We start from the raw sequence: 15,451 nt of genomic DNA on the forward strand, positions 1-15,451 counted from the left end.
AGGCGGCGTGCCGTCGAGAAAAAGGGCTGGCGTCGACTTGCATCGTGATTGTGCGCGATATTAGTCCGCCCCATGGAGCGGACTGTGATCCTGCAGAGAATCCGTTTCGATCCGCGACTGCGGCCCTGCGACTCAGCCTGTAGTAACGCACTGCTTGACGAAATCGTGCAATGCCTTCTTTTCCAGGCCCTTGGCCGTGCCTTCGTCATGGCAGGACTTGCGTTTTGCCAGGACCGGGTACTTCTGCTGCAGGCAGCTTTTCGCTGCGTTTCTACGAGCCTGACCCTTGAGGCTCTGCCCTGTCGCATCCTGCCGGCAGGCTTGCCGCGCCGTCCTGATTTCATCCTTCGACGGCATGGTCGAGGATGGTGTCGAAGCGGAAGGCGTCGTGGCGGGGGCCGGCGTTGCGGTCGTCGTGGGTGAGGCCGTTTGCGCGAAAACCACGGTTGCGGAAGACAGGGCGAAGAGCGCGGCGGCGGTCGCGCTTAGCAGCTTGCTGGTCATGGGCATATCCTCTTGCCTGAAGGCCATTCATGTTCAAGCCGCCAACCCCATCACGAGGTCGGCGTTCTTCTTGAACGATGGAGATCGGCATATCCGTCGCTCGGGCTGCTACTAAAATCTCCGACCGACGGGCGACTTGACGTCAATAGATCACGACGCCCCTGACACTCTTTCCCGAATGCATGAGCTCAAAGCCCTTGTTGATGTCTTCGAGCGGCATGGTGTGGGTGATCATCGGATCGATCTCGATCTTGCCCTCCATGTACCAGTCGACGATCTTCGGCACATCGGTGCGGCCGCGCGCACCGCCGAAGGCCGTCCCCATCCAGGTGCGGCCGGTGACGAGCTGGAACGGACGCGTCGAGATCTCCTGGCCGGCGCCGGCAACGCCAATGACCACCGACTTGCCCCAGCCGCGATGGCTGGCTTCGAGCGCCTGGCGCATCACCCTGGTGTTGCCGGTGCAGTCGAAGGTATAGTCGGCACCACCGATCTGGTCGGCGCCGCGCTTCGTCATGTTGACGAGGTAAGGCACGATGTCGTCGCCGACCTCCTTCGGATTGACGAAATGCGTCATGCCGAAGCGCTCGCCCCATTCCTTCTTGTCATTGTTGAGATCGACGCCGATGATCATGTCGGCGCCGGCCAGCCGGAGCCCCTGGATGACGTTGAGGCCGATGCCGCCGAGACCGAAGACGATCGCGGTTGCCCCGATCTCCACCTTGGCGGTGTTGATGACGGCGCCGATGCCTGTCGTGACGCCGCAGCCGATATAGCAGATCTTGTCGAACGGGGCGTCGGGATTGACCTTGGCAACGGCAATCTCCGGCAGCACGGTGAAATTGGCGAAGGTCGAGCAGCCCATATAGTGATGGATCTTGTCCTTGCCGATCGAGAAGCGCGAAGTGCCGTCCGGCATCAGGCCCTGGCCTTGCGTCGAGCGGATCGCCGTGCACAGGTTGGTCTTGCGCGACAGGCACGACGGGCATTCGCGGCATTCGGGCGTATAGAGCGGAATGACATGGTCGCCTTTCTTCACCGAGGTGACCCCCGGTCCGACATCGACGACGATGCCGGCGCCCTCATGGCCGAGGATCGCCGGGAACAAGCCCTCAGGATCGGCGCCAGACAGGGTGAAGTCATCGGTGTGGCAGATGCCGGTCGCCTTGATCTCGATCAGCACTTCGCCGGCCTTCGGCCCCTCAAGCTGGACCGTCATCACCTCAAGCGGCTTGCCGGCAGCGACCGCTACGGCTGCTCTTACGTCCATGGAAACCCCTCCAGAATCAATAGATTATTGCTGATATCTCGCTTGATTTGTTAGCTGGATATTCTCGCCCACAAATCAAGTATTTCCTGCCTCATAAGCAGGGATTCCTCCCAGCGGTCGGTGGTGTCCTCGCCGTCCCGCCCGGTGATCGCATAGGGTTTCGGCCCCAACTCGCAAGTGAAGGCGAGCGTCGCGTCCGTGTCGGCGCGCTTCCGCCAGCTCTTGAAGCCATATTCCCACCAGCCGAGGAAGAGATCGACCCAGGGCCGATGATGGGGGAAGGAAATCTCGATCTGGACCTGTTCGCGCGAGGCGACGCGGCCGTGGAAGGCCCAGGAACTGTCGAGTATGCGATGGATGAGAGCATGGTTCTCGTCTGATACCGGCCAGGCGAATTCGCGCCCGACGAGGAAATGGGAGATATCGCCCAGCAGCCGCAGTTCCGGCAGCCGATCGAGCAGATCGAGCGTGAAGAACAGATCCGTCGTCATGCGGTCGCGATGCGTCTCGATCCAGACGTTGACGCCGGCCTCTTCCGCCAGCCGCTGCCAGCCTTCCAGCAAGGGGATGCAATCCTCCAGCCGTCGCAGACGCACATCCGGCTGCAGACAGATGTGGTGAACGTTGTATTCGGCGGCGACCTCGAGCACCGGCTTCAGATCGTCGACGGTCTTCGGGAAGCACTGGCCTTCCGCCTGCAGGCCATGCTGCTTGAGCAGGCCCGCGACACGGGAAACGACGTTGCGATCGTACCAATGGGTGCTGATGCCATCAAAGCCGGCGGCGGCGATCTTTTCGATATTCTCTTCCAGAGAAAGCTCCGGATAACGAGCGCTGCGTCGCTCCATGGACCAGAGCGACTGGAATATGAGCAAGTTTTGCATAGGTCCTCCCGTACCAGTGGCTTGCTCAGATCACGAATCCGAAGCCTTTGCCAGTCGCCGCGGTGATGGCTTTTGATCATCGCCGCGTTTCATTGCAAAGCCGATGTATTTGCGGGCCACGAGCCCGCGGCATGATGGTTTTTCATCAAAATACTTTCGGACGCCGCTAGGCTCCATCGGTAACTCTTTCCGAGCGGTCGCTTGGGTCGCTGTTTCCTGGGAGGAGAACATGTTGAAGTTTTTGAGTGCAGGCGCGCTCGCGCTGGTGCTGTCGTCGCAGGTCCATGCCGCCGATCGGATCGGCGTTTCGATGGGCTACCTGACGACCAATTTCCAGACCCTGATCGCCAATGGAATGCAGGACTACGCCAGGACCAAGGGCCTCGATCTGCAGGTGGTAGACGCCGCCAACGACGTCAACAAGCAGCTCGATCAGGTGCGCAATTTCGCGGCGGGCGGTGTCTCCGCCATCATCGTCGATCCGGTGGATTCGGACGGCACGCCTGCCATGAGCAAGATTGCCGAAGATGCCGGCATTCCGCTGATCTACGTCAATATCCAGCCGACCGATCTTTCAACGCTCGGAAAGAAGCAGGCCTTCGTCGGATCGAATGAAACGGAATCCGGCACGCTGCAGACGAAGGAAATCTGTCGCATGCTCGGCGGCAAGGGCGATGTCGTCGTCATGGTCGGCGACCTCACCAGCCAGGCGGCACGCCAGCGGACGCAAGACGTGCATGATGTGCTGAAATCAGGCGAATGCAGCGGCATCAAGGTGGTGCGCGAGCAGGTCGGCAACTGGAGCCGCGTCGACGGCGCCGATCTCGTTTCGAACTGGCTGACCTCCGGCGTCTCATTCGAAGCCGTCATCGCCAACAACGACGAAATGGCGCTCGGCGCGATATCAGCGATCAAGAATGCCGGCGGCTCGACCGATAAGACGATTGTCGCGGGCATCGACGCGACGCCGGATGCGCTGCAGGCGATGAAAACGGGAGACCTCAAGGTGACCGTGTTCCAGGACGCGAAGGCTCAGGGGCGCGGTGCCGTCGATACGGCCGTAAAGGCGGCGAAGGGCGAGCAGATCGATAGGGAAGTCTGGATCCCCTTCAAGCTGGTAACCAAGGACAACATGGTTCAGTTCGAAAGCCTCAATTGAGCAGCGAGGCATCGGCATTTTGGGTACTGTTGCCGGTGCGGGGCAACGAACTTCCGGCCGTCGTGAGCAAATTTCATCAAATCAATGCTGTCGTTTCGAGCTGACACCGCTGACACTGACTGCATAGTTCATTCACTGGGAGGCACATCATGGACGACACGATCTACGGCTCGCGCGATAAGCGCGGAGACTGGAAACCCAACAAGCTTTTGCAATATCCGCCTGTTTTCATCTGGCCGGCAAAACCGGCTGCCTTCCTGAAGTGGTTCTTCGGCTATCCCGGCTATCTGATGCCATGGAATGTCGTCTATGCCGTCGTCGCAACGCTGCTGTGGCTTTACGCGACGCCCTCCATGGAGACCATGAAGACGCTGGCGCCGGGCTGGATCGCCTATCTTCTCCTGCGCAATGCCGTGCTGGTCTTCCTGTTCTTCGGCGCCTTTCACCTGCGCCTCTATATGCAGAAGAAGCAGGGCACGAGCTTCAAATATAATAGCAAGTGGCCGTCGAAGGATAACTCTGCCTTCCTTTTCGGCAACCAGACCGTCGACAATGTGATCTGGACCTTTGCAAGCGCCGTGCCCCTATGGACGACCTTCGAGGTGATGACGCTCTCGGCCTTTGCGAATGGCATTATTCCCCATGTCGATTTCGCCGAACATCCGATCTATTGCGTCATTATCATGCTGCTGGTCCCGGCATTCCGCGATCTGCATTTCTATCTCGTGCATCGCCTGATCCACTGGCCGCCGCTCTACCATGCGGTCCACAAACTGCATCACAACAACGTCAATCCCGGCCCCTGGTCCGGCCTCGCCATGCACCCGGTCGAGCATCTCCTGTATTTCTCGGGCGTTCTCATCCACTGGATCGTGCCGTCCAACCCGATCCACGCCCTGTTCCACTTGACGCATGCCGCGCTTGCACCGGCGCCGGGCCATGCCGGCTTCGACAAGATCGTGATTGGCGAGGAGGCCGGGATCGATACCCACGCCTATGACCATTACCTCCATCACAAGTTCTTCGAATGCAATTACGCCGATGGAGTCATCCCGCTCGACCAATGGTTCGGCACCTTTCACGACGGCTCGAAAGATGCCGAGGACCGCATGAACAAGCGCTTCATGGAGCGCGCGAAGAAATATGCCGAGAAGCAGGCCCGCCGCTCCGGCACACCAGGCTAGCAGGGAGCCGAAGCCTGGCCGGGTTCCTCCGACTGGGACAACGATCTCAAGGACTTGCCGAGGGAACTTCGTGCTCCATATGCGACGATTGGGCTCTCCCCCCGCCACCGGCCGAACCGGCCGTTGGCGGGAAATGCCGGAGCCCGCAGCCCTCCTTCCGCGGGCTCCGGCATTGTCACTCATAGGTGACTTGAGGTGAGGCCGATGTTTTCGGCGGTATAGGTCAGGAATGGCACGGGATCCTGACTGACAGGCACATCGATAATTCCCATCCGCGATAGGATCGTATCCAAGGCGCGCCTTGCTTGTGTTTCAGGCGCCTGATCGAGAACGAGCGTCATCAGCCCAGAAGCGATGAAGCGGCGCGTTTCGTCGTTGAGTTCATGTGCGATCCAGACGAGCTCCCTTCCCCGCTGCTCCTGAAAGCGCTGAAGCACCGAGCCGACACCGAGATTGGCGCCGCCGGCATTGTAAACGCCGACAACATCCGGGCAGCGCAGCAGCGCCTGCGTCATCATCTCGGCGGATTTCACGTCGTCATCCCCGCCGAACACGACCTCCGAAAATCGCAGGGTGGAGTTGCCATGGGACCCGAGATAATCGGAGAAGCCGCGAATGCGCTCCCTGTGGATCTGATAGGCCCAGCTATGACAGATCGCGACGACGCTTCCCGTCGCGTGCCGCAGCATGCGCGACATGTAGAAGCCGGCGGTTCGGCCGGCTGCATAATTGTCGATACCGACAAACACGTCATCCCGGCCGGTGAGATAGGAGACGATCTGGACGACCTCGACACCGGCGGCTCGGGCCTTTCGCAGACTTTCGCGGATTGCCGGATGATCGACCGCCGTGACGATCAAGCCGTGCCGGCGAATGCTGCTATTGGCGATATGCGCGGCAAACTTCTCGGGATCGCTCTCCTCGACGAAGGTCCGGTGGACCGTGATCGAGCCGTCCAGTGAGGCGGCAATCCGCTCGAAGGCACGGTTGAGCCTGGCAAAGAACGGTGACTCTGGCCTGACTAGGATGACTTCGATGCGGATCGTGCCGCGATAAAGACTCGGGATGATCCCCTTGTAGCCCAACCGCTTGGCGGCCAGCACGACCTTCTCCGCCGTCTGCGGCTTGACACTTCCGCGTTCGTTGAGAACGCGTTCCACCGTTGCAAGGCCGACGCCTGCGGCTGCCGCGATATCCACCAGACGGGCCTTCTTCATTCCGCTCCTCCTTGAGGAAAAATGATCATAATCGGCGTGGAATGTGAAGGCCTATCTCGCGCATGCTCAAAACCAGTCGGGAGGAGAAAACGGAGCGCGATCAAGGCGCAACGTCAACTTTCTCTCAACGTCAGACATTGGTTTTCACGCCCCAAGGCTTTCGCGCCCTGGCGATTGCTGCAATGAGGAGGAAGAAATGACGAATTGGGTTGATGCCTGCGCTGCCGATGAAATCGATCAGGAGGATGTTGTCCGCTTCGATCACGCCGGAAGAACCTTCGCGATCTATCGAAGCCCCGACGACGAATATTTCGCGACCGATGGTCTTTGCACCCATGAAAAGATCCATCTAGCCGATGGGCTGGTCATGGACGATATCGTCGAGTGTCCGAAGCACAATGGCCGCTTCAGCTACAAGACCGGCGAGGCACGGGGCGCGCCGGTCTGCATCAATCTGAAAACCTACCAGGTCAAAGTGGAAGGCGATCGCGTCATGATCGGGATCGGCGCATGAGCGGCGATACGGGCATTATCATCGTCGGCGCCGGAGAATGTGGCGCGCGCGCCGCGTTGAGCCTGAGGGAGAATGGCTATCGGCAGGCGATCACGCTTATCGGCGACGAGGTCCATCTCCCCTATGAGCGGCCACCTCTTTCTAAGCAGGTTCTGCTCGATGAGGCTGCGCGGCCGGCGTCGATCGTTCTCAGCGATATCATGCTCGCCGAGCGGGCGATCCGGCATGTCAGCGGCGCATCGGCGAGCGCTATAGACACTTTGGGGAAGCAAGTGATCCTCTCGAATGGCCGGGCACTGTCTTACGACAAATTGCTGCTGACGACGGGTGCCACCCCTCGGCGATTGCCGAACGCGCCTGCCAGCTCCCGAATCCTCTATCTGCGGACGATCGACGATGCGTTAGCGCTCCGTTCCCATATCCGGGCTAATATGCATGTAGCCGTGCTTGGCGGCGGCTTCATCGGCCTGGAGGTTGCGGCATCGGCGCGCAGTCGTGGCGCGAAGGTGACGGTTATCGAGTCGCAGGAGCGCATTCTCAAGCGCGGCGTACCGGAGCCGATCGCCGAAACGATCACAGCCCTGCATCGGCGCAACGGCGTCATCGTGAAATGCGGCGTCGCGGTTCTCGGGATCGAAGCGGATGAACGGCATGTCGGCATTTCCCTTTCCGATGGGGATAAGGTCTCGGCGGATGTGCTGATCGTCGGGATCGGCGCGCAGCCGCGCACGGAGCTCGCCGTTCAGGCCGGCATTGCGGTCGATAACGGCATTGCGGTCAACGAGCGCCTGGAGACGTCGGCCGCGGATATCTATGCCGCCGGCGACTGCTGCTCATTTCCGCATCCGCTCTATGGCGGCCGCCGGCTGCGCCTCGAAGCCTGGCGCAATGCGCAGGACCAGGGCATTCTTGCCGCCGCCAATCTGACAGGCGCGGCGCGCAGCTATCAGGCCGTTCCCTATTTCTGGTCCGACCAGTACGATCATACGCTGCAGATCGCCGGCCTCGTCGATGAAGGGCAACTGGTCGTCCGCAGAGATCTTGGCGATGGCGCCTTCATCCTGTTTCATCTCGACGATGAACAGCGACTTGTCGCAGCAAGTGGCGTCGGTCCCGGCAACAAAATTGCCAAGGACATCAAGCTGAGCGAGATGCTGATTGCCAAGCGCGTCATTCCGCCGATCGAGGCTTTGGCGGCGGAGGCGAATCTGAAATCCCTGTTGCCAAGGGCGGCTTAGCCACGAACTGCTTCGTAGCTAAAACAGGCCGCAGTTGAGCTCAGGTGATCTTTCCTGTCAGACCCAGAACGCCGGTATGGTCGACATCCAGAGCAAGGCGATCGTAATCCTCGACATTCGGATGCCGCGTGAACAGCGGCGTTCGATGGGTCGCGCTGATGACAAGCACGGAAGCGCCAGACGCTTCCGCTGCCTCTATTCCGGCAGGTGCGTCCTCAAAAACGAGACAATCTTCAATGGGTTGCGCCAATATCTTTGCAGCCAGAATGAAGCAATCCGGCGCTGGCTTGCCATTCTGCACATCCTCTCCGGTGATCAGAACCGAGGGCCAGGGAATACCGGCCGCCTCAAGGCGAACCCTGGCGAGCTCCCGCGGCGCGGAGGTGACGATCGCCCACCGGTCCGGCGGCAGGCTTTTCAAGAAGTCGATGGCGCCGGCAATCGGTTCGACGCCGGCCACGTCATCGATTTCGGCCTGCGTGAGGATCCTGGCCTCTTCGGCGGGATCGATCCCCGACAGGCCTAGCCGGGTGATCGTCTCGACCGCCTTGCGGCCGTGAACGGTCGCGAGCAGGCTGACGGCGTCGACGCCGCGTTTTTCGGCCCATGCAGTCCAGACCCGTTCGCCGACCGCAATCGAATTCAGGACGGTTCCATCCATGTCGAACAGGAAGGCGCCGAAGGTACGGCCGTCGAAGGGCATCAGGATCGATCCTCGGTTTTCTGATTGGACGACAGGCGATCGAGAATGGCCTGTGCGGTATTGGCGTCCGTGACCAAAGCATTGATCATCCCCGATCGCGCCGCGCCGATGATGCCGCTTGCCTTGCCGGGGGTTGCCGCAACCGCGATGCAGAGCGGCACCTTGCGCAATTGTTCGGGCGAGGCGGCGATCATGCCCTCTTCTCCGTCCCAGTGCAGGATTTCGCCGGCTTCGGTGATATAGTGGCGAAGGACGTCGCCGGCTGCGTGGCTCAGCGCCTTTTCTCCCGGCAGCGCCGTCTCCGAAGGGTTTGCGGCATGAGTCAATCCGACGCCGACGATCGCCGCATCCAACCTGTCCCAAAGGGAGGTCACCTGCTGCACGGTAGGGTCGCCCAGAAACGCATCCCGGAGTTCGGCCGAGGAAATATAGGGCGCATGCAGGAAGTGAGGCACGCCGCCCATCTGGGCTGCCGCCTGGCGGACGAATTCGTTGATCTGGAAATGTGGGGCTGCCTGCTGCATGCCGCCATTCAGCGCGACCGTGACGATGCCGGGCGATTGCGGCAGGCCGGCCAACGTCACCTCGCGTACCGCCCTTCCCCAGCCGATGCCGAGCGTCGAGCCTGAACGCAGGCCCGCCTGCTGCAGAAGCGAGCCGACCGGTGCGGCGAGCGCGCTCAGTACGTTGGATGACGGCGTATCGATCACCGCGGCCGTGCGTAGCTTCAGGCCGTCGATCAGCGCGGCACTTAGATCCTCCGCGGGCGAGAGATCGATCACTTCGATCCGGACGATCCCGACCGCGCGGGCTCGCTGCAGCAATCGCGAAACCGTCGCAGTCGATAGGCCGAGCTTTCTGGCGATATCCACCTGCGACATATCGGACTGGTAGTGCAATTTGGCGACCGTATGCAGCAAAGCGCGATTTGCCGCAGCCTCCTGCGATTGAGACGAATTCAGGTTGAAATTCCTTTCTGCAATGTGTTACATATACGGCACTTGAGGGAGTTATCGCTCAAAACAGCCGGTTTCGCAACGTTTATACCGCGCATAAGAGCCCTCAATTTCAAGAGCAATGCCCTCTTCGAGGAGTGGAGAAGGCGTGCCCGAATGGGTGCCGTTTCGCGACGGCTGGAGGAAGGATCATATGACGAAATTGACGACAGCGGAGATGCGCGGCTACCAGCAGATTTGCGGTAGCGACGGTGCCATGATGGTGATTGCGTGCGACCAGCGTGGCGGCATGCGCAGCCTCCTGGCCAAGGATCCGGCAGAACAGGCGGGGATCTCCGACCAGGTGCTGGGGGACACGAAGGCCGATATCGCCCGGTTCCTCGCAAGTAAGGCATCCTGCGTGTTGGTCGATCCGATCTGCGCCGTGCCCGCGCTGGTCGATGATCGCGTCCTTCAGCGCGACACCGCGCTGCTGATCGGGCTCGACGCTTCCGGTTGGGATACCTCGCCGGAAGGCTATCGCCTGTCGAAGCTGGTCCCTGGCATTTCGGCGCGTCGCGTGCGCCAGCTGGGGGCAACCGGCGGCAAGATCATGGTCTACCTGCGCTCGGATCGGGAAGCGGCGAATGTCCATAATATCCGGATCCTGAAGCAGTGCATTGAAGACTTCGCCCACGAGGATCTTCTCCTCGTCGTCGAATTCCTGACCTACAAATTCGAAGATGAGGATGAGGCCGAGTTTAAGGCCAAGCTGCCGTCTTTGATCGTCGGCGGCAGCAAGATCTGCCTGGATCTCGGCGCGAAGGTCTTGAAGATCCCCTATCCGGGCTCGTCGGAAGCCTGTGCCGAAGTCACGCGTCTTTCGAGCGACGTGCCATGGGCGGTGCTCTCGGCTGGCGTCGACCATGCGACCTTCCTGACACAGGTCGAGGATGCCATGCGCAACGGCGCTTCGGGCGTTATCGCCGGCCGCTCGCTGTGGAAGGATTGCATCTCGCTCGACCGCGCGGTCACCAAAGATCGACTGGAATCGGTCGCGGTGCCAAGGCTTCGCGAAATCCAGGCCGTCATCGCGACGCACTTCAAGGGCACGGGCGCGCACGGCGCTGATCAAAGGCATCGCGCCAATGGCTGACATCGCCATCGGCGTCGATATCGGCGGCACGAATATCCGTGCTGCCCTCGTCTCCGCTCGCGGCGAGATTCTTGCCAAACTGTCGGAACGCACCCCGGCCGATCCCTTGCAGGTACTCGAGCGCGTCGTCGCAATGGCGCGCGAGCTCGACGCGCCCGAAGTCTCAGGGGTCGGCGTCGGCATACCCGGGCGGGTCGATGTCGCCAGCCGCGAGATCCTGTCGGGCGGCATCCTCAACCTCGCCGGCCTCGACTTCGTGCAGCGGCTCGAGGAAGCTTTCGGAAAGCCTGTCCTCATCGAGAATGATTGCAGCATGGCGCTGATCGCCGAAATGCGGATCGGCGGTGCCAAGGGCTTTCAAAATGTTGCGATGCTGACGATCGGAACGGGTATCGGCGGCGCTGTCGCCCATGCCGGGCGCATCTATCATGGGCATAGGGCCGCAGGTCAGCTCGGCCACATCTGTGTGTCTCAGGACGGTCCGCCCTGCCCCTGCGGCAGGCGCGGTTGCGTCGAAACCTTCAGTTCCGGAACCGCGCTACGCCGCCACATCGCCGAAGCGGGATTGTCCGTCGTGACGATCGGCGAAATTTTCAGCATGGCGGCCGAGGGAAATGATGCGGCGATGTGCGTATTGCGCCAATGGGCAATCCCCCTGCGGGCTGCGCTCGACAATATCGCGGCGACGATGGATCCCGAAGTCATCCTGCTTGGCGGCGGGCTCGGCTGCGCCGCGGCGCGCGCGCTTGCGGACCTGCCGGCCGCCGCGCCATGGTTCTGCCCCGCAATATTGCCGGCGAAACTCGCCGACGATGCCGGCGTGATCGGCGCGGGCCTGTCGATTTTCGCTGCCGATGCCCCGCCGCAGGGAAAGCGGGTCGTCCTGGTCAATGGCGTGCCGGCCTCCGGTAAAAGCCGCCTTGCCAAGGCTTTGTCTGAGCAAACCGGTTGGCCGGTCTTGTCCCTCGATTGTATCAAGAATCCGTTCCTTCAGCATATCGGACCAGTCGATCGCGACTTCAACCGGACCTTGGGAAAGGCGAGCTACCAGGCGATCTGGTCCTTCATCGCCGAAGCTCCGGCAAACTCGACATTCATCATCGATGCCTGGTTCGGTTTTCAGCCGAAAGCGCAGCTCGAAAGCTATATCGACGCTGCGAAGGTCGGGCATGTCGCCGAGCTTTGGTGCAAGGTGCCGGGATCGGTCGCGGGCGAGCGTTACGCCAGCCGGCTTCAGGATCGATTGCCAGGTCATCCTGGTGCGGAATATGTGCAGGAACTGATGGTGCTTGCCGACCGTGCCGAGCCGATGGGCTGCGGTGCCGTGATGACGGTCGACCAGACGAAAGAGCCGGACATGGACGCGATCCTGGCCTGGGTTTGGCGCGTATTCAACCGCGAATAATGTGAGCCCCGTCCGGATGGACGGCATAAATGCCAGATAATGCCGACCGTCGTGCGACGCTATGTCCCGCGGCGTATATTGGTATTGTTGTCAATATCGAATTGCTTAAGTATATCAATTGGATAAAGGAAATTCCTTGCAGAAAAAAATTACTTGACGTGCTGCGGTAACCCACTGATTATCGCTGTGCCGGACAGGGGAGGTTCGGCTTCAAGAGGAGGAAAATTATGGAGCGCCGCTCATTTCTGAAGGCTTCGGCCGTGGCATCGCTCGCTACGGGTATTGCGGCTGTCGCCGGCACCACCAAAGCTGCAGACAAGAAGTTTACGATTGCCCTTATTCCAGGCCTGACGACCGATGCTTTCTACATCACCATGCGCAAGGGCGCCGAGGCCGCGGCCAAGGCCATCGGCGCGACGCTGGTGTTTCAAGGCGGCCCCGATTTCAACCCGGTGACGCAGGTTCCGGTTCTTGACGCGGTGATCGCCAAGAAGCCCGACGCGATCCTCATCGCCCCGACCGACAAGGATCAGCTGGTCCAGCCGCTCAAGAAGGCCGCGGATGCCGGCATCCCGATCATCACCGTCGATACCTTCATCGGCACCGGTGTCTACCAGACCGGCAAAGGCGATGCCGATTTTCCGCTGGCCTACATCGCTTCCGACAACCTGCTCGGCGGCGCGATCGCCGCACGCGCGCTGGCAAAGGCAGTCGGCGAAAAGGGCAAGGTCTACGTTTCCAACGTCAAGCCTGGCATCTCGACCACCGACCAGCGCGAGCAAGGCTTCAAGGAGGAAATGAAGAAGTATCCGAACATCACCGTTCTGGAGACGCAGTATAACGACGACGACGCCAACAAGGCTGCATCGCAGCTGCAGGCGGTCTTTGCCCGCAACTCCGATCTCGATGGCGTCTTCGGGGCCAATCTGTTCTCCGCACTTGGTGCCGCCAACGGCGTGCAGCAGGCCGGCCAGACGGGCAAAATCCGCGTGGTCGCCTTCGATGCGCCGACGTCGATCATCGACAACATCAACTCCGGGCTCGTCGATCTGGCGATCGCGCAGCACCCGGCTGAAATCGGCTATTTCGGCGTGATGGCAGCCTATGCGCACCTGACCGGTAATTCGATCCCGACGGCGATCGGCACCGGCTTCACGGTCATCGACAAATCGAACGTCACCGACAAGAAAGTCGCGAAGTTCATCTACTCCGATTAATTCGGGGATAGTCTGTGCCTCGCCGAATGGCGAGGCACATCATCCAACGATGATTGAGCGAACGGCGCCGTAATCTTCGCGCCTTCAACGCTTCAGTTTGGACCAGTCCATGACAATCGACAATGCAGAGGTCCGCAAGGCGGATCATCACGTGGCGCCTCAGGCGGACCACGGCGACCAGGCAAAAACCATCCTAAACCGCATCGCGCAATTGCGCGCATGGCTCTTTCTTGCCGCACTGATCGTCTCTTTCGAGATCTGGGCGCGGATCGATTTTGGCGGCACATTCGTCGGCTCGAGCTTCAACTGGCAGTCCGTCGCAGTCTTCGCTGTGGCGCCGCTGCTGCTGGCGATCGGGCAGACCTTTGTCATCATTTCCGGCGGCATCGATCTGTCGACCGGCTTCATCATGGGGCTTGCCGCCGTCGTTGCGGCACACATCGCCAATATCGCCGGTCTCTACATGCCCCTGCCGATAGCGATGATATTCGGCATTCTCGTCGCCATGCTGGCAGCCGCCGTACCCGGCTTCATCAACGGTCTCTTGATTTCCCGTCTCAAGGTTCCGCCGTTCATCGGCACGCTTGGCATGTTCGGCGTCGCGCGCGGCACGGCCTTCCTGATTGCCGGGGGCACCACCGTGCCGGTCAAGAATTCCTATTTCGCGGAGCTCGGCAACGGGCGGTTCTACGGCGTGCCCTATCTCGTCATCGTCACGCTGGTCTTCGTGGTGATCATGCATTACCTGCTGAGCCAGACCCGCTTCGGCCAGCATAATTATGCCATCGGCGCCAATGCGCAGGCCGCGCGCCGCGCCGGCATCGACATCAAGTCCCACTTGCTGCGGCTCTATATTCTCTCGGCCGTCTGCGCGGGCTTGGGCGGTGCGCTCTATGCGGCCCGTTTCACTGCGGGTGCGGCCCAGGCCGGCGAGCCCCTGCTGCTCGATAGCGTGGCCGCCGTCGTCATCGGCGGCGCGAGCCTGTTCGGCGGCTCCGGTACGATCATCGGCACCATCGCCGGCGCTCTTGTCATCGCCGTCATCCAGTACGGCCTCGTCTTCATGAATGTGGAGCCGTTCTGGCAGTTCATTGCGGTCGGCATCGTCATCATCATTTCGGTACTCATCGACCAGGCACAGCGCCGGTTCAGCGGAGCGAAACAGGATGAATAGCGCAACTCCCCTCCTCGAGGTCCGCAATCTCTCGCGTTATTTCGGCGCGGTACGTGCCCTCGACAATTGCTCCATGGTCGTCCGACCCGGTGAAGTCGTGGCTCTTGCCGGCGATAACGGGGCGGGCAAAACGACGATGATCAAGGCGATCTCCGGCGTCTATCCGCCAACGGCGGGCGAAATCCTGATCGAAGGCAAGCCCGTCACCTTCTCATCGCCGCAGGATGCGCGCGAGAAAGGCATCGAGACGATCTACCAGGATCTGGCGCTGGCCGACAATCTGACGATCGGCTCCAACATCTTCCTCGGGCGCGAACCGATGAAGAAGCTCTTCGGCTTCCTGCCGGTCCTGGACCGGAAGGCCATGGCGGAAGCGGCGCGCAAGACGATGGCCGAACTGGACTTTCACGTGAAGCGGCTCGATGCGCCCGTCAGCAATTTCTCCGGCGGCCAGCGCCAGGCGGTCGCGATCGGCCGTGCGGTCTACTGGAATGCCCGCATCCTCGTCATGGATGAGCCGACGGCCGCCCTCGGCGTGCCGGAACAGCGCAAGGTCGTGGCCCTGATCAAATCGCTGAAGGCGCAGGGGCGCGGCGTCATCTTCATCTCGCACAATCTGCAGGATATTTTCGCGGTCTCCGACCGCATCGTCGTCCTGCGGCGCGGGATCGTGGCCGGTGAGCGCAACATCGCCGACACAAATCATGAAGAAGTCGTCCGGCTCATGATCGGCGGGTAACCCGTCATCCAAACAGCCTCCGTTTAAAACAAGGTGATCGCGACAACATGTCAGCGCGATCCCTTGTTTGTTTGCGTCAGCGTCCTTCGATGGTCGCTGGCGATGCTTGGGCTTGTGTCCGAGCCGAATATGCCTCGCAATGAGATAGCGGT

Annotated in this window: 15 protein-coding genes; 9 read left to right on the plus strand and 6 right to left on the minus strand. The window is 61.0% G+C overall.

The window, feature by feature from the left end; translation table 11 throughout:
- Positions 1-132: 132 nt before the first annotated feature.
- The 3 genes from CCGE531_RS22400 to CCGE531_RS22410 form a co-directional block, all read right to left on the minus strand.
- On the minus strand, positions 133-504 hold the full coding sequence (locus tag CCGE531_RS22400) for a PsiF family protein (RefSeq protein WP_120669323.1): 372 nt from the start codon (positions 502-504) through the stop codon (positions 133-135).
- 142 nt (positions 505-646) lie between these two features.
- Positions 647-1,774 carry an S-(hydroxymethyl)glutathione dehydrogenase/class III alcohol dehydrogenase gene (locus CCGE531_RS22405; protein ID WP_120667900.1) on the minus strand — a complete coding sequence of 376 codons (1,128 nt, stop codon included), beginning with the start codon at positions 1,772-1,774 and terminating at the stop codon, positions 647-649.
- Between the two features lie 50 nt (positions 1,775-1,824).
- Entirely contained in the window at positions 1,825-2,658 is an 834-nt protein-coding gene (locus CCGE531_RS22410; protein ID WP_120667902.1) for a sugar phosphate isomerase/epimerase, read from the minus strand.
- 229 nt (positions 2,659-2,887) lie between these two features.
- On the opposite strand from CCGE531_RS22410, the gene CCGE531_RS22415 reads away from it, so the two are divergent.
- Positions 2,888-3,817 carry a sugar ABC transporter substrate-binding protein gene (locus CCGE531_RS22415; protein ID WP_120667904.1) on the plus strand — a complete coding sequence of 310 codons (930 nt, stop codon included), beginning with the start codon at positions 2,888-2,890 and terminating at the stop codon, positions 3,815-3,817.
- Positions 3,818-3,966: 149 nt separating this feature from the next.
- Entirely contained in the window at positions 3,967-5,001 is a 1,035-nt protein-coding gene (locus CCGE531_RS22420) for a sterol desaturase family protein (RefSeq protein WP_120667906.1), read from the plus strand.
- 179 nt (positions 5,002-5,180) lie between these two features.
- On the opposite strand, the gene CCGE531_RS22425 is transcribed toward CCGE531_RS22420, so the two are convergent.
- Positions 5,181-6,218: a LacI family DNA-binding transcriptional regulator gene (locus CCGE531_RS22425; protein ID WP_120667908.1), complete on the minus strand. Its 1,038-nt coding sequence runs from the start codon at positions 6,216-6,218 to the stop codon at positions 5,181-5,183.
- A 196-nt stretch (positions 6,219-6,414) separates the two neighbouring features.
- Here CCGE531_RS22425 and CCGE531_RS22430 point away from each other — a divergent pair, with 196 nt between their 5' ends.
- Both CCGE531_RS22430 and CCGE531_RS22435 read left to right on the plus strand, forming a co-directional pair.
- Positions 6,415-6,732 (plus strand): MocE family 2Fe-2S type ferredoxin, encoded by a 318-nt coding sequence (locus CCGE531_RS22430; protein WP_120667910.1) that lies wholly within the window; start codon positions 6,415-6,417, stop codon positions 6,730-6,732.
- Positions 6,729-7,970 (plus strand): FAD-dependent oxidoreductase, encoded by a 1,242-nt coding sequence (locus CCGE531_RS22435; protein WP_120667912.1) that lies wholly within the window; start codon positions 6,729-6,731, stop codon positions 7,968-7,970. Before CCGE531_RS22430 ends, CCGE531_RS22435 begins: the two co-directional genes overlap by 4 nt.
- Positions 7,971-8,010: 40 nt before the next feature.
- On the opposite strand, the gene CCGE531_RS22440 is transcribed toward CCGE531_RS22435, so the two are convergent.
- Positions 8,011-8,673: an HAD-IA family hydrolase gene (locus tag CCGE531_RS22440; RefSeq protein ID WP_120667913.1), complete on the minus strand. Its 663-nt coding sequence runs from the start codon at positions 8,671-8,673 to the stop codon at positions 8,011-8,013.
- Positions 8,673-9,593 carry a sugar-binding domain-containing protein gene (locus CCGE531_RS22445; protein WP_120667915.1) on the minus strand — a complete coding sequence of 307 codons (921 nt, stop codon included), beginning with the start codon at positions 9,591-9,593 and terminating at the stop codon, positions 8,673-8,675. Before CCGE531_RS22445 ends, CCGE531_RS22440 begins: the two co-directional genes overlap by 1 nt.
- Positions 9,594-9,822: 229 nt before the next feature.
- Here CCGE531_RS22445 and CCGE531_RS22450 point away from each other — a divergent pair, with 229 nt between their 5' ends.
- The 5 genes from CCGE531_RS22450 to CCGE531_RS22470 all read left to right on the plus strand — a co-directional run bounded on the left by CCGE531_RS22450 (position 9,823) and on the right by CCGE531_RS22470 (position 15,299).
- A complete protein-coding gene (locus CCGE531_RS22450; RefSeq protein WP_120669325.1) occupies positions 9,823-10,764 on the plus strand; it encodes a tagatose-bisphosphate aldolase in 942 nt (313 codons plus the stop codon).
- A complete protein-coding gene (locus CCGE531_RS22455) occupies positions 10,757-12,169 on the plus strand; it encodes an ROK family protein (protein ID WP_120667917.1) in 1,413 nt (470 codons plus the stop codon). Before CCGE531_RS22450 ends, CCGE531_RS22455 begins: the two co-directional genes overlap by 8 nt.
- A 227-nt stretch (positions 12,170-12,396) precedes the next feature.
- Positions 12,397-13,386 (plus strand): substrate-binding domain-containing protein, encoded by a 990-nt coding sequence (locus tag CCGE531_RS22460; RefSeq protein WP_120667919.1) that lies wholly within the window; start codon positions 12,397-12,399, stop codon positions 13,384-13,386.
- 109 nt (positions 13,387-13,495) lie between these two features.
- Positions 13,496-14,560 carry a ribose ABC transporter gene (locus CCGE531_RS22465; protein ID WP_120667921.1) on the plus strand — a complete coding sequence of 355 codons (1,065 nt, stop codon included), beginning with the start codon at positions 13,496-13,498 and terminating at the stop codon, positions 14,558-14,560.
- Positions 14,553-15,299 carry an ATP-binding cassette domain-containing protein gene (locus CCGE531_RS22470; RefSeq protein ID WP_015343065.1) on the plus strand — a complete coding sequence of 249 codons (747 nt, stop codon included), beginning with the start codon at positions 14,553-14,555 and terminating at the stop codon, positions 15,297-15,299. Before CCGE531_RS22465 ends, CCGE531_RS22470 begins: the two co-directional genes overlap by 8 nt.
- Positions 15,300-15,451 lie beyond the last annotated feature (152 nt).

Origin of the sequence: Rhizobium sp. CCGE531 (assembly GCF_003627795.1) — a bacterium.
Lineage (GTDB): Bacteria > Pseudomonadota > Alphaproteobacteria > Rhizobiales > Rhizobiaceae > Rhizobium.

Coding starts and splice junctions, on each gene's coding strand:
- CCGE531_RS22460 (WP_120667919.1), top strand. CDS start 12,397: ATGGAGCGCCGCTCATTTCTGAAGGCTTCGGCCGTGGCATCGCTCGCT.
- CCGE531_RS22410 (WP_120667902.1), bottom strand. CDS start 2,658: ATGCAAAACTTGCTCATATTCCAGTCGCTCTGGTCCATGGAGCGACGC.
- CCGE531_RS22415 (WP_120667904.1), top strand. CDS start 2,888: ATGTTGAAGTTTTTGAGTGCAGGCGCGCTCGCGCTGGTGCTGTCGTCG.
- CCGE531_RS22400 (WP_120669323.1), bottom strand. CDS start 504: ATGACCAGCAAGCTGCTAAGCGCGACCGCCGCCGCGCTCTTCGCCCTG.
- CCGE531_RS22425 (WP_120667908.1), bottom strand. CDS start 6,218: ATGAAGAAGGCCCGTCTGGTGGATATCGCGGCAGCCGCAGGCGTCGGC.
- CCGE531_RS22450 (WP_120669325.1), top strand. CDS start 9,823: ATGACGAAATTGACGACAGCGGAGATGCGCGGCTACCAGCAGATTTGC.
- CCGE531_RS22455 (WP_120667917.1), top strand. CDS start 10,757: ATGGCTGACATCGCCATCGGCGTCGATATCGGCGGCACGAATATCCGT.
- CCGE531_RS22470 (WP_015343065.1), top strand. CDS start 14,553: ATGAATAGCGCAACTCCCCTCCTCGAGGTCCGCAATCTCTCGCGTTAT.
- CCGE531_RS22430 (WP_120667910.1), top strand. CDS start 6,415: ATGACGAATTGGGTTGATGCCTGCGCTGCCGATGAAATCGATCAGGAG.
- CCGE531_RS22405 (WP_120667900.1), bottom strand. CDS start 1,774: ATGGACGTAAGAGCAGCCGTAGCGGTCGCTGCCGGCAAGCCGCTTGAG.
- CCGE531_RS22435 (WP_120667912.1), top strand. CDS start 6,729: ATGAGCGGCGATACGGGCATTATCATCGTCGGCGCCGGAGAATGTGGC.
- CCGE531_RS22440 (WP_120667913.1), bottom strand. CDS start 8,673: ATGCCCTTCGACGGCCGTACCTTCGGCGCCTTCCTGTTCGACATGGAT.
- CCGE531_RS22465 (WP_120667921.1), top strand. CDS start 13,496: ATGACAATCGACAATGCAGAGGTCCGCAAGGCGGATCATCACGTGGCG.
- CCGE531_RS22420 (WP_120667906.1), top strand. CDS start 3,967: ATGGACGACACGATCTACGGCTCGCGCGATAAGCGCGGAGACTGGAAA.